This window comes from Occultella gossypii, from assembly GCF_019947135.1.
GTDB classification, from domain to species: Bacteria; Actinomycetota; Actinomycetes; order Actinomycetales; family Beutenbergiaceae; genus Occultella; species Occultella gossypii.
In genome coordinates, this window is sequence record NZ_JAGSHT010000010.1 from 1 (window position 1) to 24645 (window position 24645).

A 24645-nucleotide genomic window follows, 5' to 3' on the forward strand; every position below is an offset into this window, starting at 1 on the left:
CCGCAGCCAGGACTCCAACTTCTCCCGGTCACCATCACGCAACTCCAAGGCCGGGGCAGGACGATTCGCCATGCCCCCATCATTTCAAGAACCAAAGCGTTCAAGAACTAACGACACGCGGCACTAGTTGCGGCGCAACCGCGCCGGTGCTGCCGTTCAAACGGTGCTGAAGAGAGATCTTGTCCTCACACCTCACACTCTCGGTCGCCGAGACGTCTTCTTCACGTGGGCGCCCTCGCCGAGGGCCCGACGTCAAGATCCCACTCATCGACCGAAGGAACCTCCGCATGTCCATCGCTCTTGTCACCGGCAGTACCCGAGGTCTTGGTCTCGCGACCGCCACAGCACTCGTCGAGGCCGGCCATACCGTCATCATCACGGGAAGGGATGCCGAAGCCGTGCAGACGACATGTGCGGTGGCAAGGAGTGTCGGCCTCGTCTTCGAAGGCGTCACTCTCGACGTTGTCGATCCGGAGAGTGTCGCGTCGCTCGCGGAACTGATTCAGAACAAGTACGGAGTACTCGACATTCTCGTCAACAACGCGGGAATCTTGCCGGAAGCCACCGATCCCGCCTCCCACGATTTCGCATCCGTTGCAATGTTCCGCAAGACCTTCGAAACGAATGTCTTCGGCGTCGTAGCCGTGACCGAGGCTCTCCTTCCGCTTCTGCGCTCAAGCAAGGCGGGACGGATCGTGAATGTGTCGTCGACGATGGGCTCGCTCGCCGATCAAGGCGACCCTGAGTCGCCCTGGTTCTCGATGCTGGTCCCCGCCTACCAGACATCGAAGGCCGCGCTGAACAGCATCACCGTCGAACTCGCCAAGAAGCTGGCTGCGACCCCGGTCGTCGTCACGTCCGTCTGTCCGGGATGGGTACAGACCGACCTGGCACCGGGCAACCACGAGAATGCTCCACTCACCGCAGTAGCCGCTGCCGAGGTGGTTGTCAGCGCCGCGCTCGCGCCAGAGGGCGCCAGTAGCGGAACGTTCATCGACGCCGCGGGGCCGGTGCGCTGGTAACCGGAACGCGGCCCAGCCCCGTGCACACCTGGGATCTCCCGTGACCTCTCAGCCCGGTCGGCGGCGGTCCCGCGCCTGCCAGCAGGCCGTGTGCCAGTGCCGACGCTCGGACAGCGCGGCCTCGGCCCCGAACAGGTGATCGTCGCCCCACGCCACCACATGGGCCACGCCGGGCGCGATCTCCTGCACGCAACCGGGGCAGCGGTAGGTCTTGTCCGATCCCTGCACGGGACGCACCGCCCACTGCGAACCGTCCGCGCGGGTCTCGGTGCGGGTCCGCCCGCGCAGCACCGACTCCACGTCGAGCTCGGGGTGCGGCTCGGCGTAGGGTCGGCGGCGAGACTTGCGGGCCATGGCGCCATTCTCCCCCACATTCCCGACATGCCCGGGCCCACGGATGTCGGTAGCCTGACGCGGGTAGCTTGCCGCCGATCCTCGAGGCAGGACGCGATGCAGATGACCCAGAAGGTGCGGCATCGACGCGCCGACGTCGGCGCTCTGGAGGTGTTCTACCGCGAGTCCGGCACCCCGGAGCGCCCGGCGGTGCTGTTGCTGCACGGGTTCCCGAGCTCCTCGCACACATTCCATCAGGTCATGCCGCGGCTGGCCGAGGTGGCGTACGTGATCGCGCCCGACCTTCCCGGGTTCGGGCTGTCCTCGGCCCCGACCGTCGACGCCTACGACTACACCTTCGAGAATCTGTCCCGGACCGTCGAGGCACTGCTCGAAGGGCTCGGGGTAGAGCGCTTCTTCCTCTACCTGCACGACTTCGGGGCACCGGTCGGCTACCACCTGGCCACGCGCCTCCCGGGCCGCGTTGCCGGGCTGATCGTCCAGAACGGTAACGCGCACGAGGAGGGTCTGGGCCACCAGTGGGACGCCGCCAGGGCGTACTGGGCCGACCCGACCGACGCCAACCGCGCCGAGCTCGGGGACTGGCTCAACTTCGCCGGCACCCGCGACCAGTACCTCGCCGAGCTGCCCAGCTACCTGCGCGAGCTGCACCCGCCCGAGTCCTGGCACCTCGACTGGGAGCGGATGAGGCGACCCGGTAACATCGATGCCCAGTTCGCGCTGTTCACCGACTACGCCAGCCACGTCGCACGCTTCGACGAACTGGCCGCGTACCACCGCGCCCACCAGCCCCCGGCGCTCGTACTGTGGGGCAGTCGTGATGCGTTCTTCGACCTCGACGAGGTGCTCGCGTACCACCGCGCCCTGGAGCGCGTCGACTCACACCTCTACGACGCCGGGCACTTCCTGCTGGAGACCCACGCCGTCGAGTGCGCCGAGCTCATGCGGGCGTTCGTGCTCGACAATTCATGACGGTCTGCCGGCCCGGGCCACCCGCACGGACGCGGACGTGGCGGGCGCCTCAGAGGGTGCCGGTGGCGATCAGGTCGGCGTACCAGCGGGCGGAGTCCTTCGGGGTGCGCACCTGGGTGTCGTAGTCGACCCGGACGATCCCGAACCGGCGCTCGTACCCGAACGCCCACTCGAAGTTGTCGAACAGGGACCACACGAAGTAGCCGCGCACGTCCGCGCCGGCGTCGATGGCCCGGGCGACGGCGTCGATGTGGCCGTGCAGGTAGGCGACCCGGTCGTCGTCGTGCACTGCGCCGTCGGGACCCACCTCGTCGTCGAACGCGGCGCCGTTCTCGGTGATCATCAACGGCGTGGCCGGATACTCGCGGTGCAGTCGCAGCAGCAGTTCGACGAGGCCGTCGGGATCGATGTTCCAACCCATCGCGGTGTGCGGTCCGGGCATCTCGAGGAACTCCACGGTGTCCGCGCCGACCCAAGGGCTCGCGCCGTCGCCGTGCCCGTCGGCCCGCTCCGGCTCCCCCGCGCCCGCGTGCCGGCGGGCCCTGGACGTGGCGTAGTAGTTCACGCCGAGGGAGTCCAGCGGGACCTTGATGAGCTCGCCGTCGCCGGGCTGCACGAAGGACCAGTCGGTCAGGTGTGCGGTGTCGGCGAGCAGGTCGGCCGGGTACGTGCCCTTGAACAGGGGGTCCAGCCAGATCCGGTTGCCGACCGCGTCGAGCTGCCGGACGGCGTCCAGGTCAGCCGCCGAGGCCGCGTCCACCGGGCGGGTCACGTGCAGGTTCAGCGTGATCGAGATCGGGGTCTGCTCGCCGAGCTCGTCGCGGATCGCGCGCGCGGCCAGCCCGTGGGCGAGGTTCAGGTGGTGGGCGGCCCGCAGCGCCGCCACCGGTTCGGTCCGCCCGGGCGCGTGCACGCCGGCGGCGTAGCCGAGGAACGCCGCACACCACGGCTCGTTCAGGGTGGTCCACAGGCTGACCCGGTCGCCGAGCTCGGTCGCCACGATCCGCGCGTACTCGGCGAACGCGTACGCGGTGGCCCGGTTCGTCCAGCCGCCGGCCTCCTCCAGCTCGGCGGGCAGGTCCCAGTGGTAGAGGGTCACCACCGGCTGGATGCCGGCGGCCAGCAGCTCGTCGACGAGCCGGGAGTAGAACGCCAGGCCCTCGGGGTTCGCCGGCCCGGTCCCGCCGGGCTGTACCCGCGGCCAGGAGATGGAGAACCGGTAGGCCGCCAGCCCGAGGGAGGCCATCAGGGCGACGTCCTCAGACACCCGGTGGTAGTGGTCGATCGCGACGTCTCCGGTTTCCCCGTTGAGGGTCCGGCCCGGGGTGTGGGAGAAGGTGTCCCAGATCGACGGCCCGCGGCCACCTTCGGTGACGGCGCCCTCGACCTGGTACGCGGCGGTGGCCGAGCCCCACACGAAGTCGGCGCCGAAGCGGCGCCCGGTGCCCGGCTCCGCGGCTGCTTGCGTCGCTGGGGTTGTGTCAGTGCTGGTCACGGTCTGCTCCGTCGGTGTCGAGCCCCGCCCACGACGGCGGAACGTCCAGTGTGAGGGTATCCCCGCTCGCGGGGTGGTCGGCTCCGGCGAGGCGCACCGCCCAGGGGCGGTCGGTCCCGGCGGCGCTCACCTCGAGGCGGTCGCCGGTGCGGGTGGCCGTGAAGGTCGCCGCGGTGCCCGAGGCATCCGCCGTCGGGACGCTCACCGTGGTGGTGGCGCCGTCGGCGAGCTCGAAGACCGCCAGCCTCACGCCGTCGGCGTAGTCGTAGTCGGGCCGGTCGGTGCGGGCACCGAGCGGAAGCACGGCCCCGGGCCGCACGAGCAGGGGCAGCGTGTCGAAGCCGTGCCGCTGGCGCACCCACCGCGGGCCGGTCAGCTTCTCGTCGGTGAGCAGGTTCGTCCAGGTGCCCTCCGGCACGTAGAACTCGACGTCCCCGTCGGCGTCGAAGACCGGGGCCACGAGCACCGAGTCGCCGAGCAGGTACTGGGTGTCGGCCGCGGCCGCACTGCGGTCGTGTGGGAACTCCAGGACCATCGGGCGCATCACCGGCACCCCTTCGGCGGTGGCGATCTGGCCGGCCCGGGCCAGGTACGGCATCAGCTCGTACTTCAGGTGGATGAACCGGCGGGCCACGTCCACCGCCTCGTCGTCGAATGCCCACGGCACCCGGTAGGAGGACGACCCGTGCAGGCGGCTGTGCGAGGAGAGCAGGCCGAACGCGAGCCACCGCTTGAACACGGCCGGGTCGGGCATGCCCTCGAAGCCGCCGATGTCGTGGCTCCAGAACCCGAACCCGGACATCGCCAGGGACAGCCCGCCGCGCAGTGACTCCGCCATCGAGGCGAACGTGGACTCGCAGTCCCCGCCCCAGTGCACCGGGAACTGCTGGCCGCCGGCGGTCGCCGAGCGCGCGAACAGCACGGCCTCACCGGTCCCCCGCTCCTTCTGGAGGAGCTCGAACACGCAGGCGTTGTACAGGTGGGTGTAGTAGTTGTGCATCCGCTGCGGGTCGGACCCGTCGTGCCAGAGGACGTCGGTGGGGATCCGCTCGCCGAAGTCGGTCTTGAACGCGTCCACCCCCTGCCGCAGCAGCACCCGCAGCTTGTCCTGGTACCAGGTCCACGCGCCGGGGTTCGTGAAGTCCACGAGCGCCATCCCGGCCTGCCACATGTCCCACTGCCAGATGTCACCGTCAGCGGTCTTCACCAGGTAGCCGAGCTCGGCCCCTTCGGCGAACAGGTGCGAGCGCTGGGCGATGTACGGATTGATCCACACCGAGACCTTGAGGCCGCGCTCGTGCAGCCGGGTGAGCATGCCCTCCGGGTCCGCGAACGTGGCCGGGTCCCAGACGAAGTCGCACCAGTGGAACTGCCGCATCCAGAAGCAGTCGAAGTGGAACACCGACAGCGGCAGATCCCGCTGCGCCATCCCGTCGATGAAGGACGTGACCGTGGCCTCGTCGTAGTCGGTGGTGAACGAGGTGGACAGCCACAGCCCGTAGGACCAGGTGGGCACCCGCGCCGGACGACCGGTCAGCGCGGTGTACCGGCGCAGCACCTCCTTCGGGTCGGACCCGCCGATGACGTAGTACTGCAGAACCTGCCCCGGCACCGAGAACTGCGTGCGGGAGACCACCTCGGTGCCGACCTCGAAGGAGACCCGCTCCGGGTGGTCCACGAACACCCCGTAGCCGCGGTCGGAGACGTAGAACGGGACGTTCTTGTACGCCTGGTCCGAGGCGGTGCCGCCGTCCTCGTTCCAGATGTCGATCGACTGGCCGTTCTTGACCAGCGGCCCGAACCGCTCGCCGAGCCCGTACAGGTGCTCGGCCACCCCGATGTCGAGCTGCTCGCGCACGTAGTGCGAGCCGTCATCGGTCGAGATGATCCCGATGCCGCGATCGGCGGAACCGGTCAGGACCCGGCCCTGCGCGTCCGTGAACTCCAGGCGCCAGGGTCCGTCGGTATCGATCGTCGCCGTCAGGTCGCCCGTCGTGAACGTGGCGCTCTCCCCGGGCCGATCGGGCCGGTGGATGTGCACGGTCCCCGGCGCGGCCTCCAGCTCGAACGCCGGCCGCCGGTCGCGACCGCCCTGGAAGTGCTCGATCCGCACCCCGATCACGCCGTCCAGCGGCGAGTCGAGCGTGATGGTCACCATCGGCCGGTTCAGGGTGTCCCCCCGCCGGTTCAGTGCCGCCGTGGCCGCGTACACGGTCAGCGAGTCGCCGCCGTCCTCGACGGACTCCACGTGCCGTGGGCGCAGGATCTCCACTCCCGGCAGCACGTTCCAGTAGCCATCGGTGAACTTCATCGTTGCCTCTCGATCAGGACGACGCTGCCGCCGGCCGGGATGTCCGCGGTCTGCGGGTGGTCGGCGCCCGTGAGCACGTCGCGGCAGGGCCGCGCGAGCGGGACGGTCACCGGTGCGCCGGTGTGGTTGAACAGGAACGCGTGGTCGCCGCGGACGGCAAGCTCCACCCCGGGGGGTGGCTGCGCCACCATGCCCGACGGCGTCACGCCGGCCGCGTCGAGGCAGGTCGCCACCCAGGCCTCGAGCAGGTCGTCGCCGCCGACGGCGGCGAGGTAGAGCAGTCGACCGTCGGGCGAGCGGACCGCGGCCGGCGCGCCGTCGAGGTCGGCACCGGCGAACGTGGCGAGCACGTCGGCCGAGCCCACCACAAGCCGTTCCGCCCAGGTCTGCACGCCGTACCGGTGACCGTCCAGAAGCAGGGCGGCACCGCCGTCGGGCAGGGGGCACCACTCCTCGCCGCCGGCGCCCAGCAGGTCGGTGAACGGGGCCGGGAACGCCCCGGTGCGGATCGCGGCGTCGGCATCGGCGACGGCGCTGAACGGCCCGATCGCGAGGGTCCCACCGGCGCCGGTGAAGGCGCGCAGGTTGGCGACGGCGGCGTCGGTGACCAGGTGGAGCTGGGGCGCGAGCACGAGGTCGTAGGCGGTCAGGTCCGCCTCGGGGTGGACCAGATCGGTGGCCAGGCCGCGCCGCCACAGCGGCCGGTACCAGGACAGCACCTGGGGCAGCACCCGCAGCCGGGTGCTCGGTCCGCCCGGTTCCTCGGCCGCCCACCAGCTGGACCAGTCGAACGCGATCGCGACCCGGGCCCGGATCGGCGACCCGGCGACCGCCGCGAGGGCGGCCAGGTCGGCGCCGAGTGCGCGCACGCTGCGGTGCAGCCGGGTATCCGGTCCCGCGTGGGGAAGCATCGCCGAGTGGAACCGCTCGGCCCCGGCCGCCGAGGCCCGCCACTGGAACGAGAGCACGCCGTCGGACCCGTGGGCGATCGCACGCAGGGCGTCGGCACGCATCCGGCTCGGGGACTTCGGCGGGTTGTGGTCCCGCCAGTTCACGGCGCTGACGGCCTGCTCCATGAGCAGCCAGGGGCCGCCGGCCAGGGACCGCATCAGGTCGTGGGTGAGCGCGGCCAGGACCGGGGCGTCGGGGTCCACCGGGTCCGGGTAGGAGTCGTCGGAGATGACGTCCAGCTCGCCGGCCCAGGACCAGTAGTCCACGTGCGGGAAGAACCCCATGAAGTTGGTCGTGATCGGGGTCGCCGGGTCGACCGCGCGGATCGCGTCCCGCTGCGCCGTGTACAGCTCCAGCAGGGTGTCGGAGCAGAACCGGCGGTAGTCGAGCCGCTGGGTCGGGTTGATCAGGTAGGGCGCCGCCCGCGGCGGCACGATCTCCTCCCAGCGCCCGTACGCCTGGGACCAGAACGTGGTGGCCCAGGCGGTGTTCAGACCGGTCAGGTCCCCGTAGCGGGCCCGCAACCAGTTCCGGAACCCGACGGCGCACTGGTCGCAGTGGCAGATCTGCCCGAACTCGTTTCCGACGTGCCACATCACGACGGCCGGGTGGCCGGCGTACCGGGTGACGACGTCGGTGGCGATCTCGAGCGCGTGGGCGCGGTACGTCGGCGAGCTCGGGCAGAAGTGGTTGCGGGAACCCTGGCTCAGCCGCACCCCGTCCGCGGTCACCGGCAGCGTGTCCGGATGGTCATGGGCCAGCCACGGTGGCGGGCTGGCCGTCGGGGTGGCGAGGTCGACGGCGATGCCCGCGCCGGCGAGCAGGTCGAGGACGCGGTCGAGCCAGGCGAAGTCCCGCACCCCCGGCCGGGGTTCGATCCGGCTCCAGGAGAAAACCCCGACCGTCACCAGGTTCACCCCGGCCGTGACCATCAGCTCGACGTCACGTTCGACGACCTCGGCGGGCCACTGCTCCGGGTTGTAGTCACCGCCGTAGAGAAGTCCACGGGTGGCGGTGAGGTCCCGCAGTCCCGGTCCCGTCCTGTCGGTCATCGACCGCCTCCCTGCTGTCCGCACTGACTTGATCGACCGAGTTGTCGAAGCGTTTCAACACCCTAACGATGGCGACGACCTGTGTAAAGTGGCGCTCGCGACAGTCTGGTTTGGTAGGCCGATCGGAGTGGATCCATCACAAGCGCCACGCTTCCCCCGCTCTTCGAGGTACCCGAGGGCGATCCCGCGACACTGCTCTGGTACCGCGATGGGGCAACCGAGTTCGTCGAATCGCTTCCGGTCGGGAACGGCCACGCCGGGGCCATGGTCGGTGGCCGTGCGGGCGGTGAGCTGCTGCAGTTGAACGAGGGCTCGGCGTGGTCCGGGCCGAGCACCGACGCCGACCCGGCCCTCGATCCCGCGGATGGCCCGGACCGGCTCGCCCGCGTCCGCGCGCACCTGGCGGACGGCGACGTACGGGCGGCCGAGGAGGTGCTGCGCGCGTTCCAGGGCAGCCACTCCCAGGCGTACCTGCCGTTCGCGCGGCTGGCCGTCGCGGTGCGAGCGGACGGCGACACGCAGGTGGCGACGGGGGCGTCGGCCTCGGAGGTAGCGACGGGATCCGCGTGGTCCGAGGTAGCGACGGACCCGGCCCTGTCGGAGGAGCCGGGCGTGCCGGTCGGGGCGCCGTCGGACCCCGGCGCCGGTTCGGCCACCGCGCGCCGGTGGCTCGACCTGCGCACGGCCACGGCGGGGCACCGCTACGCGACGGGCGGGTCCAACGTGGCACACCGCACCTACGCCTCCCATCCGGCCGGGCTCATCGTGCACGAGGTGCACGCCGACGCCCCCGTGGACCTGGACGTGCGGCTGGACCCGGACCAGGTCCGGGAGGTCAGCCGTGGCGCGAGGACCTCGGCCGGGGCGCCCACTCCCGCCGACCGCTCCGCGATGACGAGCGGGGCAGCACGTCTCGTCCTCGAACTCCTGCTGCCAGGGGATGTCGCGCCCGGCCACGAGGGTGCGGACGAACCGGTCCGGTACACGGCTGATTCGCGTACCGGCGTCGTCCATGTCGCGATCGAGACCGACGGCGAGGTGTCGGCCGACGAGGCCGGCGTCCACGTGCACGCGGCGCGGGTGACCCGCCTGCTGGTCGCGACCGGGACCGTACTCCCCGAGCCGTCCGCGGACCGGCCCGGCCCGCCCCGGCCGGACCGGCACGCGAACACCGCCGACACCCTCGACGCGCTGCACGAACTGCTCGCCGCCCGGACCGAGGCCGCCCACGCCGTCGGGCCGGAGCGGTTGTACGCCGAGCACGTCGCCGACCACGGCGACCTGTTCGACCGGGTCCGGCTCGACCTGGGCCCGATCGCGCCGATGCCCACCGACGAGCGGATCCGGGCCGCCAACGCCCCCGGCGCGCGGACCGGCCTCACCGGGCTTGCCACGCTCGCGTTCCACTACGGCCGGTACCTGCTCATCGCCTCCTCCCGGACGGGCGGGTTCCCGGCGAACCTGCAGGGGATCTGGAACGACCGCCTCCCGGCCCCGTGGAGCTCGAACTACACCATCAACATCAACACCGAGATGAACTACTGGCCGGCGCTGACCACGAACCTCGCGCCGTGCCAGGCCCCGTTGCTGGATCTGGTGGACACCCTCGCCGGGACCGGTCGCGCCGCCGCCGCGCTCTACGGCGCCCGCGGCTGGGTGGCGCACCACAACACCGACCCGTGGGGTTACCCCTACTCGGTCGGAGCGGGCGCCGGTGACCCGTCCTGGTCGGCCTGGGCGATGGGCGGCGTCTGGCTGTGCCGCTCGGTCTGGGACCACCTGGAGTTCACCGGTGACGTCACCAGGGCCCGCCTCTCCTGGCCGGCGATCGAGGGCGCCTGCAGGTTCGCCCTGGACTGGATCGTACGCCCCGAGCACGGCCTCGCCGCGACGTCCCCGTCGACGTCGCCGGAGAACCGGTTCGTCGCGCCGGACGGTGGGCCCGCCGCCGTGTCGGTCTCCTCGACCATGGACGTGGCACTGCTGCGCGACCTGGCCACCCGGGCCGGCGCGATCGGGGCCCGGATCGGCGCGGACGCACCGTGGCTGGCCGACCTGGTGGCCGCCGTCGCGGCGCTGCCCGATCCTGTGGTCGGCGAGCGCGGCGAACTGCTCGAGTGGTCGGCCCCGCTGATCGAGTTCGAGCCGGAGCACCGGCACACCTCGCACCTGGTCGGGCTGTTCCCGCTCGGCCTGTGGACGTACGAGCGCACGCCCGCCCTCGCGGCCGCGGCGGCCCGGACCCTCGAGCTGCGGGGCGCGGAGTCGACCGGGTGGGCGCTCGGCTGGCGGCTGGCCCTGTGGGCTCGGCTTCGACGCGGCGACCGGTTCGGCGAGGTCCTCGCGCTCGCCCTGCGGGTGGCCGACGACGGCGCCGGCCAGCGCGGCGGGGTCTATCCGAACCTGTTCAGCGCACATCCGCCGTTCCAGATCGACGGGAACTTCGGCCTCACCGCCGGGATCGCCGAGGCGCTCCTGCAGTCGCACGCCGGCCGGATCGACCTGCTCCCGTCCCTACCGCCGCAGTGGCCGGCCGGCTCCGTGCGCGGTCTCGTGGCCCGCGGCGGCACCGTCGTGGACCTGGCCTGGGACGACGGCGGACGCCTCATCGAGGCAACGCTGCGCGCCCCGGCCGACGGCGAGCCGTCCACACATCTGGTGCGCTGGCCGGGTGGCTCCGAACGTGTTCGGATCGGTGCGGGCGAGACAAGGACCCTGAGTGGGGTCTCCGGGCAGGAAACGGGAGCAACCCAATGGTGACGATCAACGACGTGGCCCGCCGCGCGGGGGTATCGGTGTCCACCGTGTCGTACACACTCAGCGGGAAGCGGACGATCTCGGCGAGCACCCGGGCCCGGGTGGAGAGGGCGATCGCCGAGCTCGGCTACCACCCGCACGCCGGTGCCCGCGCCCTGGCCTCGGCCCGCACGAACATCTTCGCGCTGATGGCGCCGCTGCGCCCGGACGTGGACGTCAGCGTGATCATGCAGTTCGTCACCGGCGTGGTCACGCGGGCCCGCACCGCGGACTACGACGTGCTCCTGCTCACCCAGGACGAGGCCGACGGGGTGGGCCGGGTCGGCTCCGGCTCGCTCGTGGACGCCCTCATCCTGATGGACGTCGAGTCCGATGACCCCCGGATCCCGCAGGTCGCTGCGCTGCGGCAGCCGACCATCCTGATCGGCCTGCCGGAGGACGCCAGGGGCGTGAGCTGCGTCGACTTCGACTTCGAGGCGGCCGCACGCCTGTCCCTGCGACACCTGACCGCACTCGGCCATCGCAACGTCGCCCTGATCGGGCCACCACCGGCGGTGATCGCACGGCACACCTCCTACGCGGACCGCCTGCTGCGCGGCTACCGGGCCCAGGCCGAGCACGACGGCGTCGGTTGCGTCATCGAGCCGGCCGGCACCGCGCCCGGGGAGGCCGTCGCCGCCCTTGACGCCGTGCTGACGCAGGTTCCCGAGCTCACCGGCCTGGTGGTCCACAACGAGGCCGCCCTCCCGGTGATCCTGGCGACTCTGCGGGACCGCGGCAGGCGGGTCCCGGAGGACATCTCGGTGGTGGCACTGGCTCCGGCGGACGTCGCCGACGCCCAGCCGGTGCCGATCACGGCCATGGACATCCCGGCGCTGAACATCGGCCAGGTCGCCGTGGACATGGCGCTCGCCCGCCTGCGCGGGTCCGACACGGTCGAGACCCGCCTGATCGCGCCCACGCTGCACGAGCGCTCGAGCACCGCACCGCCGCGCTGAGCCGGGACCTCCGGCCCACCCCGCACCCCGAGCCGAGAGTGAAGATGGGGCCATGAAGATGCCACGCAGTGCCGTCATCGTCGGCTACGACGGCTCCCCCGACGCCGACCTCGCCGTCGAATGGGCCGACCGGGCCGCGGTGCAACGCTCCGCCCCGCTGCACCTGCTCACGTCGCTGTACGACCCGGCCGCCGTCAACCTCAGTCCCGCCACGGCCTGGTACGACCGGCACCTGGCTGAGCTGGAGCAGGCGGTGCAGGACCGGCTGGTCGGCCTGGCCAGCACCTCGGTCACCCACGAGCTGATCGGCGGGCCGGCGGTGCCTGCCCTCGTCGATGCCTCCGCGGGCGCGGCCATGGTCGTGATCGGCGCGCGCGGACACACCCAGGCGGCCGGGCTGCTGCTCGGCTCCGTGAGCCAGCACGTGAGCCGGCACGCCACGTCCCCCGTGGTGGTGGTCCGCCGGCCCGAGGACACCGAGAGCCGGCGGATCGTGGTGGGCATCGACGGTTCCGGCGGATCCGCCGCCGCGCTCGACTTCGCGTTCGCGCAGGCAGCACTGACCGGGTCACCGCTTCGGGTGGTGCACGGCTGGTGGCACACCCGGCCGGGCCGCGTCGAAGGTCTGTCCAACCCGATCAACGACATCCCCGAGGCCCTCGCCTCCGGGGAGCGCATCGTCTCCGAGGCCCTCGCCGGTCGGCGCGAGCAGTACCCGGACGTGACCGTGGAGACCGTCGTCGTGCCGCGGCCGCCGTCGGTGCTGCTGACCGAGGAGTCCGCGACGGCGGCGCTGGTGGTCGTGGGATCCCGGGGTCGGGGCACGTTCACGGGGATGCTCCTTGGTTCGGTGAGCCAGGACGTGCTGCGCACCTCGCGGTGCCCGGTCGCAGTGGTCCGATAGGCCCGAGGGCCTCAGCCCTTGATCGCCCCGAAGATCACGCCCTTCGTGAAGTGGCGCTGCACGAACGGGTAGACGACCAGCACCGGGATGATCGCGAGGACCATCACGGCCATCTTCACCGGTAGCCCGGTCACGGCGCCCGTCGCGACGTCCACCTGCCCGACCCCGGAGCCCGGCAGGGTGACCCCCTGCAGCACGTACGAGCGCAGCACCAGTTGCAGCGGCCACTTGGCGTTGTCGTTGATGTAGAGCATCGCGTTGAAGAACGCGTTCCAGTACCCGACGCCGTAGAACAGGGCGACCACCGCCGTCACGGCCTTCGACATCGGCAGCACGATCTGGCCGAGCACGCGCCACTCCCCCGCACCATCGATCCGCGCGGCATCGGTGATGCCGGGGTCGATGCCCATGAAGAAGTTGCGCAGCAGCAGCACGTTGAACGCCGAGACCGCGCCGGGCAGGATCAGCGACCAGTAGGTGTCGATCAGGCCGAGGTTGCTCACCAGCAGATAGGTCGGGATCATTCCGGCCCCGAAGAACATCGTGATCAGCAGTACGAAGAGGATCGGGCGGTGTCCGAAGGAGGTCGGCTTGGAGAGCCCGTAGGCACACAGGATGGACACGGTGGTGGACAACAGAGTGCCGACCGCTGTGACACCGACACTGACCATGGTCGCCCTGGTCACGATGCCGCCGGCGAGGATCTGCCGGTAGGCCGCCGTCGTCAGTTCCGTGGGCACGGTGATCAGGCCGCCGGCCTCGGTCACGGCCGCCGTCGTGGACAGGGACGTGATGATCACCGTGTACAGCGGGTAGACGACCGCCAGCACGATCAGGGCGAGCACGATCACCTTCGCGCCGGTCCCCAGCGCGGTGGGTCGGTCCTCCCAGGCCGGGCGGTGCTTGGAACGGCGGGGACGACGGCGGGAGTCGGGCCGGGCGGTACCGGCGGCGGCCTCGTCGATGGCCGGGTGGGTTCCCCGGTTGGATCCGAGTGCGGTACTCATGCGCGCTTGTACACCCCAGCTTCTCCGAAGACGTGTGCGATCTTGTTGGCCCCGAGCACGAGGATCAGGCTGACGATGCCCTTGACCAGGCCCGCGGCGGCCGCGAAGCTCCAGTCGCCGTTGATCACGCCCTGGTAGTAGACGAACGTGTCGAGCACCTCGGCCACGCCGGCGCCGACGGCGCCGCGCTGCAGGATCAGCTGCTCGAAGCCGACGGTCAGTGCGTCGCCGAGCCGCAGGATGAGCAGCAGGATGATCACCGGACGCAGGGCCGGCAGGGTGATGTGCCAGATCCGGCGCCAGCGGTTCGCGCCGTCCATGACCGAGGCCTCGTACAGCGCCGGGTCCACGGTGGACAGCGCCGCCAGGAAGATGATGATGCCCCAGCCCGCGTCCTTCCAGACCGACTGCGCCGTGATCAGGACCAGGAACGTGTCCGGGTTCGTCATGATGTCGAACCCGGCGAACCCGTTCGCTTCGAGGATCCGGTGCAGCTGCCCGGCGCCGCCGAGCAACTGCTGGAAGATCGTCACGACCAGCACCCACGAGAAGAAGTGCGGCAGGTACACGACGGACTGGATCGTGGTGCGGATCGCCGGGGTGATGACGCTGTTCAGCAGGAGCGCCAGCACGATCGGGATCGGGAAGAAGAACACCAGCTGGAACGCGGTGATCACCAGCGTGTTGCGCACCGCGTCCCAGAAGAGCGGGTTCGTGAAGACGCGCTCGAAGTTCCACCAGCCGACGAACGGGGAGTCGAGGATGCCCACGTACGGGGAGTAGTCCTGCCAGGCGATCACGTTGCCGAGCATCGGCACGTACGCGAACACGCCGAGCAGCACGATCACCGGGACCGTCATGATGAGCAGCGACCGGTCCCGTTTGATCCGGGTCCACGCGCTCCGGTGCCGCACGGGCGGGTCGGAGGTGGCGGCCGGGACCGGTCGAGGTGCGCGGTCGGACCGGCCGGTGCGGCCGGCACCGGCGCTACGGGTCGGTGCCGTCACTGCGCGTCCAGGATGCCGGTGTAGAAGGCGCGCAGCTCCTCACCACCCGAGGTCCGCCAGGTCTCGATCGCAGTGTCCAGGTCCGCCATGGACTTGCGGCCGCGGGAGATGTCCTTCTCGAGGTCCTCGAACGGCTGGGCCAGGGAGGCGTACTGGGTCGGCTCGGTGACCTGCATCCCGAAGAAGGCCGGGTCCTGGACGAACCCGGCGGCGTCGGCCATCCAGGTGCAGAACGCCTCCACGTAGCCCGGGTACTGCACCTTGGTGTTCACGACGGGCGGGTCGGTCAGGAAGATATACGTGGGCTGCACCTCGGTCGCGGCGAGCTCGGTGGCCACCGGCAGGTCGTTCTGGTCGAACGTGAAGTGGACGTCCTCGAGGCCGAAGTTGATCAGCTGGTACTCCGTCGTGCCGAACGGGGAGGCGAGGAAGTCGGCGACCGCGAGCAGTTCCTCGATCCGCGCGGAGTCCTCGTTCTTCTTGATGAACGAGATGATGTTGGCCGGGTTGCCCTTCCAGAGCACCGGGGTGCCACCGTCCGCCGCGAACGGCGTGAACGGACGCTGGGAATAGGTCGGGTTCGACGCCAGCTGCCGGCCGAGCGCCTCGTGCCAGCCGCCGACGCCGTCGTTGCTGATCAGCACCAGACCGGACTCGAACCGGGTCTTGGCGTCCCCGGAGTTGTCCGCGACGGCGTCCGGGTGCACCGACCCCTGCGCGAACAGCGCCGCGTTCCACTCCAGCGCGGCGCGGTACTCGTCGGTCTCGACCCGGTGGGTGAGCGTGCCGTCGTCGTTGATCCGCCATTTCGGCACCACACCGTGGATGATCACCGAGGAGTTCCACAGGTCGTTGGCGCCCCACCGGTCGGCGCCGGTGAGCTCCTTGGCCAGGTCGAGCAGCTCCTGGCCGTTCGTCGGCTGCGTGGTGATGCCCTCGGCCTCGAGGATGTCATCGCGGTAGAAGATCGCGTCCGTGATGATCTCACCGGGGAACGGCAGCGCCTTCAGCTGGCCGTCGAAGACGCAGAACTTCCAGACGTCGGTGGGGATGTTCGCAAGGTTCGGATATTTCTCCACGGCGTCCCCGGCCAGATAAGGGGTGAGGTCCTCGAACAGGGCCTCGACGGCCTGGTCGAAGCGCGGTGGGATGTTCCAGGTGGGGATGGAGACCCAGTCCGGCACGTCCCGCTCGGAGGCGAGCACCGCGGCGAGCTTGTCGCCGTAGGTGTTGCCGTCGCTGATCTGGAACGTGATCGTGGACCCGATCGCGGCGTTCACGGCGTCGAAGTACTGGTTGCCCTCGGTGGGCGGGATGGCGCCCCAGAGCGGGGTCATCGCGGTGAACTCCGAACCGGATCCGGGCGGGGCGTCGAACACCTGGACCAGGTCCGTCGGGATGGTCGAGTAGCCCGCCGTGGAGCCGTTCACGCTCGGGAAGTCCGGGGTCACGTAGTCGATCGGGACGTGGTTGGGCAGCACGCCGGCGACGTCGCCGCCCCCGCCACTCGGGCCACCGGAACCGCTGGGCGGCTCGGAACTGCATCCGGCGAGGGCGGCCGAGGTGGCCGCGCCGAGCCCGAGGATGGTCAGGAACGACCGCCGGTTCAGCGGTAGCACCCGGGTCACGTCTGGGTGGGAGTCCAGGTTCATGTTCGCGTTCACTCCTTCGTGGATGGCGGACCGCTGCCTCGGTGCGCCTCTGTGCGCACTCATCGAAGCGGTTCGAACGTGCCGATCGTAAGCCACCATGTCCGGACAGCGCAACCACCCCCGCCGCCGACTCCGGCGGCTGGAAAGGTGTCCGAAGAACCGCCATAATGAACCGAGATGGATAGGCATCGGGGTGCCGGGGCCCACTCGGCAGAACGACCGGCCGTGACGATCCCGCAATCGAACCGATTCGAACCGGGCTCGCTCTATCACTCAAGCGTCAAGGCAAAGGAGCATCGACGGTGCCTCAGCAGGACACGGCAGGATCGACCACCCGGCAGGACGTCCCGGCACTCGTCGGTGACCTCCTCGCCCGGCTCACCGACGACGAGAAGGTGGCGATGCTGCACCAGGCGAGCCCCGCCGTCGAGCGCCTTGGCCTGGCTCCGTTCACGACCGGTGCGGAGGTGCTGCACGGGGTCGCCTGGCTCGGCCGGGCGACCATGTACCCGCAACCCGTCGGTCTCGCCGCGGCCTGGGACCCGGACCTGCTGCGCCGCGTCGGGACCCAGGTGGGCACCGAGCTGCGGGCCAAGCAGGCCGCGGACCCGGCGGTCAGCCGCAACGTCTGGGCGCCCGTGGTGAACCCGCTGCGGCACCCGCTGTGGGGCCGCAACGAGGAGGGCTACTCCGAGGACCCGCACCTGACCGCGGAACTGGCTGCCGGGTACGCGCTCGGCCTGCGCGGCGATGACCCCCGGCTCTGGCGCACCGTGCCGACGCTGAAGCACTTCCTCGCCTACAACAACGAGACCGATCGCGCCGTCACCTCCGCACAGCTGCGCCCGCGGGTGCTGCACGAGTACGAGCTCCCGGCGTACCGGGGCCCGATCGAGGCCGGCGTCGTCGGCGCGGTGATGCCGTCCTACAACCTGGTGAACGGCCGGCCGAACCACGTGGCCCGGGAGCTGCTGGACCTGCTGCGGTCCTGGACCCATGAGTCCGTGCTCGTGGTCTCGGACGCGGGCGCCCCCACGAACCTGAGCCGGTCCGAGCGTTATCACCCGGACCCCGTCGAGGCGCACGCGGCCGCCCTGTTGGCCGGGGTGGACTCGTTCACGGACAACGGTCCGGACCCCGAACCCACCCTGGCCCTGGTCCGCGAGGCACTCGAGCGTGGCCTGATCACGATGGCGGACGTCGACCGGGCGGTCGCGCGGGTGCTGACCGTACGAGTGCGCTCGGGCGAGTTCGACCCGGACGATCCGCACGCCGGCATCACCGCCGAGCACCTCGATCTGCCCGAGCACCGCGCCCTGGCCCGGGAGTCGGCGGGCCGCGCCGTGGTGGTGCTCCGGAACCGCGAGGTGCTGCCGCTGACGCCGGCCGGCTCGGTGGCCGTGATCGGCCCGCTCGCGGACCGGGTGCTGCCCGACTGGTACGCGGGCACGCCCCCATACACGGTGAGCCTCGCCGACGCCGTCCGGGCCCGTTGGGCCGCCGGCCCGGGCGGTGCGCCGGACGTACGGGTCGTGGACGGCTCGGACCGCGTCGCCCTGCGGTCGGTCGGCACCGGCGGGTACCTGCGGGCCGGCGCCGACCGGGTGTTGCTCGCCGATGGATCCCTCGCCGCGTCCGCCGTGCCGGGTGAGGACGTGCTCTGGGACGTGACCGACTGGGGCCACGGGGTACTCACGCTCGCCGGGGCGGATACCGGGCTGCTGCTGCGCGCCGAGGGCGAGCAGGTCCTCGCCGACGCGACCCGCCCGCAGGGGTGGGTCGTCGGGGAGTCCTGGCGCGGGCGCCGCCATGACGACGACACCTGGTCGTTCCAGCACCTCGGGACCGGCCGGTGGCTGCGCACGGAGGCGTACGGCGGTGGAGTCGGTGCCACCGCGGCCTCCCCCGCAGAGGCCGAACGGTTCGTGCGTCGCGTGGTGCGCTCCGGCACGGCCGCCGCGGCGGCCGCGGCGAGGGAGGCGGACGTGGTGCTGTGCGCCGTCGGCAACGACCCGCACCTGCTCGGCCGCGAGACGCAGGACCGGCCCGGGCTCGCCCTCCCCACGCCGATGGCCGAGCTGTGGCGGACCGTCCAGGAGGCGAATCCGGCGGCGGTGCTGGTACTGGTCTCGAGCTACCCGTACGCGCTCGACACCGCGGCCCGCGGGGCGGCGGCGATCGTGTGGACCTGCCACGGTGGTCAGGAGGCGGGAAACGGCCTGCTGGACGTGCTGCTCGGCGAGGTCGAGCCGAGCGGCCGCCTGCCCCAGACCTGGTGGGCCACCGAGGCGGATGCCGGTGACCTGCTCGACTACGACATCCTCGGCGCCGGCACCACCTACTGGTACTCCGAGGCCGAGCCGCTGTTCGCGTTCGGGCACGGCCTCACCTACTCCCGGATCGGCTACGAAAGCCTGAGGGTCGAGACCGGCGAGGCCGGTGTGCTCGCCCGCGTCACCGTGACGAACACCGGGGACCGGGAGGCCACGGAGGTGGTGCAGGCCTACACCGACGCTCCCGGGCACCCGGTGCGGTTCCCGCGCCGCCTCGCCGCCCATGCCCGGGTGCACCTCGCCCCCGGACAGCGCCGCACCGTGGACCTGCCCATCCCTGCCGATCGGTTCGCCATCTGGGACACCACCCGCGGCGCGATGGTGGTCCTGGCCGCCGACTACCGCGTACTCGCCGGCCCGAGCGCGGCGGACACCCCGCTGAGCGTGCGCGTCGAACTCGAGGGCGAGGTTGTCATCGCGCACCGTCTGCCCCTGCGCGCGGTCGACTTCGATGCCCACAGCGGCACCCGGATCGAGGAAGCGACGTCGGTCGCGGGCGAGGTGGTCACGGCGCCGTCCGGCTCCGGCTGGCTGACGTTCACCGCCGTCGACGGGCTCGCCGACGCGGCCGTGGTGACGCTCGCGCGGACGGCGTCCGGACCGGCGTCGGTCACCTTGGAACAGGTCGCCGACGGCGCAGCGCACCCGTTCGCGCGGGCCGAGGTTCCCGCGGGGCTGGGCCGCCACGAACTCACCGAGGTGCCGCTGGAGCCCGTGGGGTCCTCGGGGCCACCGGTGGCGAGGCGGACCTCGGGCCTGCGGGTGGTGCTGACCGGCCCGGTGCGCCTGGCCGGGATCGGCGCACGGGGGCGGGGCACCGACCACGTCGCGCCGTGATCGGCGGTACCTGGCGCGTCGAACCCAACCACCATCGTCAGTACGGTCTGGCGCCGTCGACCGCCACTGGCTCGATCCAGGCTTCGTGCGTGAGCACGCGGCCGGGTAGACGCCTCCAGCGCGGTGTCCGGCCACTGGGTCCGCCAGATCACTAGGTTGCGCTCCTCGCGCAGCGGTCCGAGGGCCGAGCGGACGTGAGTCGGTTCAGCGGCGACGACGATCAGTGCGCGTCGCACTGGAGGGAGCGAAACTCGATGTCGGGCGCGTATCGCGCGCGCCAGCGGTGCGCGTCCGATCGGGACCCCCGACTCCTGTGAGCCGGACGGCGCCGTGTGGGTGTGGCTACCGGGCCAGCCGCTCCACGATCGCCCCGAACAGCGGCGGGACCCGGGCCGCGACCGGCACGATGGCCGCGCGCCCGGGTGACATGGCCCACCGCACGAGGCCACTGGTGAGGAGCCGGTAGTCCCGAGTCGCCCGGGCCCAGGCCCGTTCGTACGCCTCGGGGCCGTCGTCGAGGGTGGCCACCGCGGCCCGGGCCTGGGCGAGGCCGACGCTCAGGCCCTCACCGGTCAGTGCGTCGACGTAGCCGGACGCGTCACCGACGAGCCGGATCCGCCCGGCGACCCGTCGGCGGGAGCGTTGCCGCAACGGTCCAGCGCCACGAACCGGACCGAGCGGCTCCGCGTCGCGTAGCCGGTCCGAGATCTCGGGGAACGTGGCGAGCGCGTCCGTATAGTCGACACCGGCCGGGCCGAGCAGCGCCACGCCGACGGCGTCATCGGCGACAGGCGTCACGTAGGCCTCCACCTCGGCGCCCCAATGCACTTCGACGAGATCGGTCCAGGCGGCCACTCGGAAGTGCCGGCGCAATCCGAACCGGCGGCGCTCCCGCCCTCCGCCGGACGCAACCGCCAGTCCGGCGGCGCGCCGGGTGGTGGAGTGCAGGCCGTCACAGGCGATCAGGAACCGCGCCGCGATCCCCGCCGCCTGCACGCCGTCGGGCGACTGGCTGATCCGGTCCGCCCGGGCGCGCACATGCTCCACACCGAGGTCGATGCTGCGGGCGTACAGCGCCGCGTGCAGCGTCGTGCGGCGAACCCCACGACCGGACCCGGTCGCGAAGAGGTGATCCGCGTGCCGACGGCCGTCACGGTAGCTGATCCCGGTCAAGACGTGCCCGGTCGGATCGACACCGAGCCGGTGCAGGCCCGCGAGTGCGCCGGGCATCAGGCCCTCGCCGCATGCCTTGTCGACAGGAGCGGTGCGAGGCTCCACCACGACCACCTCGCGGCCGGCCAGCCGGGCCTCGATCCCGACGGCCAGTCCCACCGGACCGCCCCCGACGACGAGTATGTCGGTGCGCGACTGGCTCACTGGCCCGTTCCTGCGGACGCATTGCCACCGGGCCGGGTCGCCTCCGCGAGGGCCCGCTCCTCGGCCGGGATCCGAAACCTCAGCAGCAGCACGGCGTTGAGCACGGTGAACACCGCGGCGGTGACCCACGACGTGTGGATCAGCGGGAGCGCGAGCCCTTCGACGACGACCGCGACGTAGTTCGGGTGGCGCAGCCGTGCGTAGGGACCCGCGTGGACGAGTGGAAGGCCGGGAACGACGATGATCCGGGTGTTCCACCGCCGGCCGAGCGTCGCGATGCACCACCAACGCAGTGCCTGGCTGGCCAGGACCGCGGCCAGCGCCGTCCAGCCGAGGACCGGCAGGAACGGGCGGTCCGCGAACCACGCCTCGGCCACGCATGCGATCAGCAGCGTGGTGTGCAGGGCGACCATGGCCGGGAAGTGACCTTGCCCACGCTCCACCCCGCCATGATCGAACGCCCACCGGGCGTGCTGGGTCGAGACGACCAGTTCGAGGAGCCTCTCGAGCGCGGTCGCACCCACCACGGCGACGAACAGCACGAACGCCGGGCTCATGGCTCGGCCTCCCAGCGCAACAGGACCAGTTCCGCACACACGCCCGGTCCGAACGCCAACAGCACCCCGTACGACCCCGGTGCCGGACCGTTGCGTTCGAGCGTGTCGGCCAGGACGTGCAACACCGACGAGGAGGACAGGTTGCCGACCGCCGCGAAGCAGTCCCGGCTCACCTGCAGGTCGCGATCGTCCAGGTCGAGCGCGCCGGCGACGGCGTCGAAGATGCGAGGGCCGCCCGCGTGCACCACCCACGTGGTGACGTCCTCGCGCGCGAGCGTGTGCTCCTCGAGCAGGGTCGCCACGTCGCCGGCGAGGTGCTCGGCGATCACGTCCGGCAGCCCGGCCGAGAGCATGATCGCGAAGCCGGTGTCCCTGATGTGCCAGCCGAGCTGGTCTGCGGTGCCGGGGTAGAGACAGCTACGGCTGCCCAGCACCTCCGGGCCGCGACGCCCGACCCGGCCGGCTGGGTGGCTCCGACCCACCAGCACCACGGCGGCTGCACCGTCCCCGAACAGGGCGCTCGAGACGAGATTCGCCGTCGAGTCGTCGCCCCTCTGGAACGTCAGCGAGCACAGCTCCACCGAGACGAGCAGACCGACGTGCTCCGGGTGGCCGACCAGATAGTCGTGTACCCGCGCGATCCCGGCGGCGCCGGCCACGCAGCCCAGGCCGAACGATGGCAGTCGCCGGACGTCACTGCGCAGCCCCAGCCGGCCGACCAGCGCGGCATCGATGGATGGCGCCGAGATCCCGGTGACAGATGTGAAGAGCAGGAAGTCGACGTCGACCGCCTCGATCCCCGCCCGGCTCAGCGCCGTTCGGCAGGCCTGCTCCGCGAGCGTCGTGCCCTCGGAGATGAACAGGTCGTTGGCGCGCCCGAACGACGTCAGCGCGCCGTACTCCTCGAGCGGGAGCGCCAGGTGCCGGGTGCGCACTCCGCTGGAATGCTGTAGCCGGGCCAGCGCGGCGCGCCGCGCCGGATCCGCGCTGAGGAGTGGACCGATCGTGTCGATGATGTCCTGTTGGGGGTGTGCGCGCCCGGGAAGCGCGGTTCCGACCGCAACGAGGCGCGACATCGTGGCATCGTGTCACGCTGTTGACTCGTCGGCAGCGCCAGCCGATGACGTGCCGGGCGGTTCGAGGAGGAGAACGCGTGAGATCGTGGTCCCGGACCGCTCGTGGTCTGCGCTCCGCCAGTCATCCGGGCCCGACGGCGGTCGTGACCCTGCTCGCCGCGGCGTTCGCCCTCGGTGTGGGCGCCAATGCGCCGCAGGCCGTCCTGGTCACCCTCGCGGTGCTCGCCGGGCAGCTCTCGGTCGGCTGGTCGAACGACTGGATCGACGCCGAGCGCGACGCCGCTGTCGCGCGTGGCGACAAGCCCGTCGTCGCGGGCACGGTCTCGGTCGCGCTGCTGCGCCGGGCCGCACTGCTGGCGTTGGCGGCCTGCGTCGTGCTGTCCCTGGCCACGGGCTGGGCCGCCGGTGCGGTGCACCTGGCCGCGGTGGCCAGTGCCTGGTCATACAACCTCGTCCTGAAGGTCACGCCGCTCTCCTGGCTGCCGTACGCCGTCTCCTTCGGACTGCTGCCCATCTTCGTCGTGATGGCCTGCGTGCCCGGTGCATCCACCGCCCCGTGGGCGGTCCTCGCGACGGCGCTGCTCGGGATCGGCGCGCACGTGGCGAACACGCTGCCCGACCTGGAGTACGACCGGCGAACGGGCGTCCGGGGGTTGCCGGTCCGGATCGGGCGGCCCGCGTCGAGCCTGCTCGCCCCGCTGGTTCTGATGCTGGCGACCGTTGTCGTCGTCCTGGGCCCCGACCACCCGCCGGGTCCGGCCGTCTGGACCGGGGCCGCCGTCACTTGCGTCCTCGCGGCCGCGGCCGGAGTCGTCGGCAGGATCCGCACGCGCAGCCGGCTCCCGTTCGCGCTGAGTATGGCGGTGGCGGCTGTCTGCGTGGTGCTGCTGGTGATGGCCGCGCCCGAACTCATGCTGTCCGGCTGAGCCTGCTCCTCCCACCCGAGCACCGGTCCCGATCAGGCAGTGCCTGGTTCTGCGGGTCGTCGGCACGCCCCGGGCCCGGGCCCGGTCAGGAGATCAGGAGATCAGCGCCGCAACGGGCCCAGCGCAGCCGCGAGCCGCTCACCCATCAGGCGGTATCCGACCGCGTCGGGGTGCACCTCGTCGGAAAGCAGGTGCACGTCCTGGTGGCCGATGATGCTCGGTCCGTCGATGAGGTGCAGCCGGTCGTCGTCGGTGCCCGCGACCACGTCGGCGATGGCGTCACGCATCCACTCGAGGGTGACCCCGACCGCGTTCGGTGTGCTCTCCAGCGGCGGCGACACGATCGGCGTGATGACGGCGATCACCGCCGCCGGATGGCCGGTGCGCACCTGGTCGATCAGCCCCGCGACCTGCGGGCCGAACGTGCGCTGCGACATCGTTGCCCCGCCCTGCACGTTGATGCCCAGGCACAAGCTGACGACATCCGCCGGGATCCCGGTGATCGTGCGGACTGCGACCGGGTCGAGGTGGCACTGGCCGCCGAAGCCGAGGCAGGTGAGATCCCAGTCGAGGGCTCGGGCCACGAGCGCCGGCCACGTCTCACTCGGCCCGGCTGCGGCGCTGCACTGCGTGATCGAGGATCCGTAGGCGGTCCAGCGCGTGGCCGGGGCGGGGTCCGCATGCGCCGAGCCGGTGAGATGGACCGACCTGATCCAGGTCTCGCCGTCCTGCGGCAGCCACGACCTCAAGACGCACTCCCGCGGACTGCCGTGCCATGGCGACCAGTTCCGGCGCGAAGGCCCGGTCCACCAGACCCGGCAGCAGCCGCCAGACCCGCAGCGCGCCGTCACGCGCCTCCCAGCCGACCGCGCCGCGCCAGGAATCGGGTCGGACATCGGGTCGCAGATCCACGCTCACCGTCGCACCCTACCGTCGCCCCTTCGATCCCGAGCGCTCCCTGCTTCCCAATGCCGGGGACGAGGCCGCCAAGCGCCCGGTGGCCGAGTTTCTCGACCCGATCGGGTACGACGCCCCAGCGCGACACCGCAGCGTACGC

19 protein-coding genes are annotated in these 24645 nt (G+C 71.7%); 7 read left to right on the forward strand and 12 right to left on the reverse strand.

Annotation, left to right across the window (positions count from 1 at the left end):
- The first annotated feature begins 287 nt into the window (after window positions 1–287).
- The gene (locus KCQ71_RS09015; RefSeq protein ID WP_223405018.1) at window positions 288–1022 is read left to right on the forward strand and encodes an SDR family NAD(P)-dependent oxidoreductase; all 735 of its coding nucleotides are present in this window, start codon (window positions 288–290) and stop codon (window positions 1020–1022) included.
- A 48-nt stretch (window positions 1023–1070) separates the two neighbouring features.
- Here the strand turns inward: KCQ71_RS09015 and KCQ71_RS09020 are convergent, their stop codons facing one another.
- Window positions 1071–1376: an Rv1322 family protein gene (locus tag KCQ71_RS09020; RefSeq protein ID WP_223405020.1), complete on the reverse strand. Its 306-nt coding sequence runs from the start codon at window positions 1374–1376 to the stop codon at window positions 1071–1073.
- A gap of 102 nt (window positions 1377–1478) precedes the next feature.
- Here KCQ71_RS09020 and KCQ71_RS09025 point away from each other — a divergent pair, with 102 nt between their 5' ends.
- Window positions 1479–2348 (forward strand): alpha/beta fold hydrolase, encoded by an 870-nt coding sequence (locus tag KCQ71_RS09025; protein ID WP_223405022.1) that lies wholly within the window; start codon window positions 1479–1481, stop codon window positions 2346–2348.
- Window positions 2349–2397: 49 nt separating this feature from the next.
- Here the strand turns inward: KCQ71_RS09025 and KCQ71_RS09030 are convergent, their stop codons facing one another.
- From KCQ71_RS09030 to KCQ71_RS09040, 3 genes are read right to left on the reverse strand one after another with little or no spacing between them, the layout of a single operon-like run.
- Window positions 2398–3843 (reverse strand): GH1 family beta-glucosidase, encoded by a 1446-nt coding sequence (locus KCQ71_RS09030; RefSeq protein ID WP_223405024.1) that lies wholly within the window; start codon window positions 3841–3843, stop codon window positions 2398–2400.
- Entirely contained in the window at window positions 3830–6154 is a 2325-nt protein-coding gene (yicI, locus tag KCQ71_RS09035; protein ID WP_223405026.1) for an alpha-xylosidase, read from the reverse strand. The genes KCQ71_RS09030 and yicI overlap by 14 nt, the downstream gene beginning before the upstream one ends.
- On the reverse strand, window positions 6151–8157 hold the full coding sequence (locus tag KCQ71_RS09040; RefSeq protein WP_223405028.1) for a beta-galactosidase: 2007 nt from the start codon (window positions 8155–8157) through the stop codon (window positions 6151–6153). Before KCQ71_RS09040 ends, yicI begins: the two co-directional genes overlap by 4 nt.
- A 192-nt stretch (window positions 8158–8349) precedes the next feature.
- Here KCQ71_RS09040 and KCQ71_RS09045 point away from each other — a divergent pair, with 192 nt between their 5' ends.
- Genes KCQ71_RS09045 through KCQ71_RS09055 form a run of 3 tightly spaced genes read left to right on the forward strand, consistent with a single transcriptional unit; the run spans window position 8350 to window position 12816 of the window.
- Window positions 8350–10917: a glycosyl hydrolase family 95 catalytic domain-containing protein gene (locus tag KCQ71_RS09045; RefSeq protein ID WP_223405870.1), complete on the forward strand. Its 2568-nt coding sequence runs from the start codon at window positions 8350–8352 to the stop codon at window positions 10915–10917.
- Window positions 10911–11912 carry a LacI family DNA-binding transcriptional regulator gene (locus KCQ71_RS09050; protein WP_223405030.1) on the forward strand — a complete coding sequence of 334 codons (1002 nt, stop codon included), beginning with the start codon at window positions 10911–10913 and terminating at the stop codon, window positions 11910–11912. The genes KCQ71_RS09045 and KCQ71_RS09050 overlap by 7 nt, the downstream gene beginning before the upstream one ends.
- Before the next feature lie 52 nt (window positions 11913–11964).
- Entirely contained in the window at window positions 11965–12816 is an 852-nt protein-coding gene (locus KCQ71_RS09055) for a universal stress protein (RefSeq protein WP_223405032.1), read from the forward strand.
- Between the two features lie 11 nt (window positions 12817–12827).
- Here the strand turns inward: KCQ71_RS09055 and KCQ71_RS09060 are convergent, their stop codons facing one another.
- From KCQ71_RS09060 to KCQ71_RS09070, 3 genes are read right to left on the reverse strand one after another with little or no spacing between them, the layout of a single operon-like run.
- Window positions 12828–13823 carry a carbohydrate ABC transporter permease gene (locus KCQ71_RS09060; RefSeq protein WP_223405034.1) on the reverse strand — a complete coding sequence of 332 codons (996 nt, stop codon included), beginning with the start codon at window positions 13821–13823 and terminating at the stop codon, window positions 12828–12830.
- Window positions 13820–14830, reverse strand: coding sequence for an ABC transporter permease (locus KCQ71_RS09065; protein ID WP_372453978.1), 1011 nt, complete (start codon window positions 14828–14830; stop codon window positions 13820–13822). The genes KCQ71_RS09060 and KCQ71_RS09065 overlap by 4 nt, the downstream gene beginning before the upstream one ends.
- Window positions 14827–16482 (reverse strand): type 2 periplasmic-binding domain-containing protein, encoded by a 1656-nt coding sequence (locus tag KCQ71_RS09070; RefSeq protein WP_223405036.1) that lies wholly within the window; start codon window positions 16480–16482, stop codon window positions 14827–14829. Before KCQ71_RS09070 ends, KCQ71_RS09065 begins: the two co-directional genes overlap by 4 nt.
- A gap of 302 nt (window positions 16483–16784) precedes the next feature.
- Here KCQ71_RS09070 and KCQ71_RS09075 point away from each other — a divergent pair, with 302 nt between their 5' ends.
- Window positions 16785–19652, forward strand: a complete 2868-nt coding sequence (locus tag KCQ71_RS09075) for a beta-glucosidase family protein (protein ID WP_223405038.1) — start codon at window positions 16785–16787, stop codon at window positions 19650–19652.
- 342 nt (window positions 19653–19994) lie between these two features.
- On the opposite strand, the gene KCQ71_RS09080 is transcribed toward KCQ71_RS09075, so the two are convergent.
- The 3 genes from KCQ71_RS09080 to KCQ71_RS09090 are packed head-to-tail and all read right to left on the reverse strand — an operon-like array spanning window position 19995 to window position 22662.
- On the reverse strand, window positions 19995–21029 hold the full coding sequence (locus tag KCQ71_RS09080) for an NAD(P)/FAD-dependent oxidoreductase (RefSeq protein ID WP_223405040.1): 1035 nt from the start codon (window positions 21027–21029) through the stop codon (window positions 19995–19997).
- Window positions 21026–21586, reverse strand: coding sequence for an isoprenylcysteine carboxyl methyltransferase family protein (locus tag KCQ71_RS09085; RefSeq protein WP_223405042.1), 561 nt, complete (start codon window positions 21584–21586; stop codon window positions 21026–21028). Before KCQ71_RS09085 ends, KCQ71_RS09080 begins: the two co-directional genes overlap by 4 nt.
- Window positions 21583–22662 carry a type III polyketide synthase gene (locus tag KCQ71_RS09090; protein WP_223405044.1) on the reverse strand — a complete coding sequence of 360 codons (1080 nt, stop codon included), beginning with the start codon at window positions 22660–22662 and terminating at the stop codon, window positions 21583–21585. The genes KCQ71_RS09085 and KCQ71_RS09090 overlap by 4 nt, the downstream gene beginning before the upstream one ends.
- A gap of 77 nt (window positions 22663–22739) precedes the next feature.
- Here KCQ71_RS09090 and KCQ71_RS09095 point away from each other — a divergent pair, with 77 nt between their 5' ends.
- Complete coding sequence (locus tag KCQ71_RS09095; RefSeq protein ID WP_223405046.1) at window positions 22740–23588, forward strand: UbiA family prenyltransferase; 849 nt, start codon at window positions 22740–22742, stop codon at window positions 23586–23588.
- 101 nt (window positions 23589–23689) lie between these two features.
- Here the strand turns inward: KCQ71_RS09095 and KCQ71_RS09100 are convergent, their stop codons facing one another.
- Both KCQ71_RS09100 and KCQ71_RS27580 read right to left on the reverse strand, forming a co-directional pair.
- A complete protein-coding gene (locus KCQ71_RS09100; RefSeq protein WP_223405872.1) occupies window positions 23690–24301 on the reverse strand; it encodes a GDSL-type esterase/lipase family protein in 612 nt (203 codons plus the stop codon).
- Window positions 24189–24506: a hypothetical protein gene (locus KCQ71_RS27580; protein WP_223405909.1), complete on the reverse strand. Its 318-nt coding sequence runs from the start codon at window positions 24504–24506 to the stop codon at window positions 24189–24191. Before KCQ71_RS27580 ends, KCQ71_RS09100 begins: the two co-directional genes overlap by 113 nt.
- Between the last annotated feature and the right edge of the window lie 139 nt (window positions 24507–24645).

Excerpts from the sequence above, each read along its gene's own strand:
- KCQ71_RS09015 (WP_223405018.1), top strand. The coding sequence starts at position 288 with ATGTCCATCGCTCTTGTCACCGGCAGTACCCGAGGTCTTGGTCTCGCG.
- KCQ71_RS09020 (WP_223405020.1), bottom strand. The coding sequence starts at position 1,376 with ATGGCCCGCAAGTCTCGCCGCCGACCCTACGCCGAGCCGCACCCCGAG.
- KCQ71_RS09025 (WP_223405022.1), top strand. The coding sequence starts at position 1,479 with ATGACCCAGAAGGTGCGGCATCGACGCGCCGACGTCGGCGCTCTGGAG.
- yicI (WP_223405026.1), bottom strand. The coding sequence starts at position 6,154 with ATGAAGTTCACCGATGGCTACTGGAACGTGCTGCCGGGAGTGGAGATC.
- KCQ71_RS09040 (WP_223405028.1), bottom strand. The coding sequence starts at position 8,157 with ATGACCGACAGGACGGGACCGGGACTGCGGGACCTCACCGCCACCCGT.
- KCQ71_RS09050 (WP_223405030.1), top strand. The coding sequence starts at position 10,911 with ATGGTGACGATCAACGACGTGGCCCGCCGCGCGGGGGTATCGGTGTCC.
- KCQ71_RS09055 (WP_223405032.1), top strand. The coding sequence starts at position 11,965 with ATGAAGATGCCACGCAGTGCCGTCATCGTCGGCTACGACGGCTCCCCC.
- KCQ71_RS09060 (WP_223405034.1), bottom strand. The coding sequence starts at position 13,823 with ATGAGTACCGCACTCGGATCCAACCGGGGAACCCACCCGGCCATCGAC.
- KCQ71_RS09070 (WP_223405036.1), bottom strand. The coding sequence starts at position 16,482 with ATGAACCTGGACTCCCACCCAGACGTGACCCGGGTGCTACCGCTGAAC.
- KCQ71_RS09085 (WP_223405042.1), bottom strand. The coding sequence starts at position 21,586 with ATGAGCCCGGCGTTCGTGCTGTTCGTCGCCGTGGTGGGTGCGACCGCG.
- KCQ71_RS09090 (WP_223405044.1), bottom strand. The coding sequence starts at position 22,662 with ATGTCGCGCCTCGTTGCGGTCGGAACCGCGCTTCCCGGGCGCGCACAC.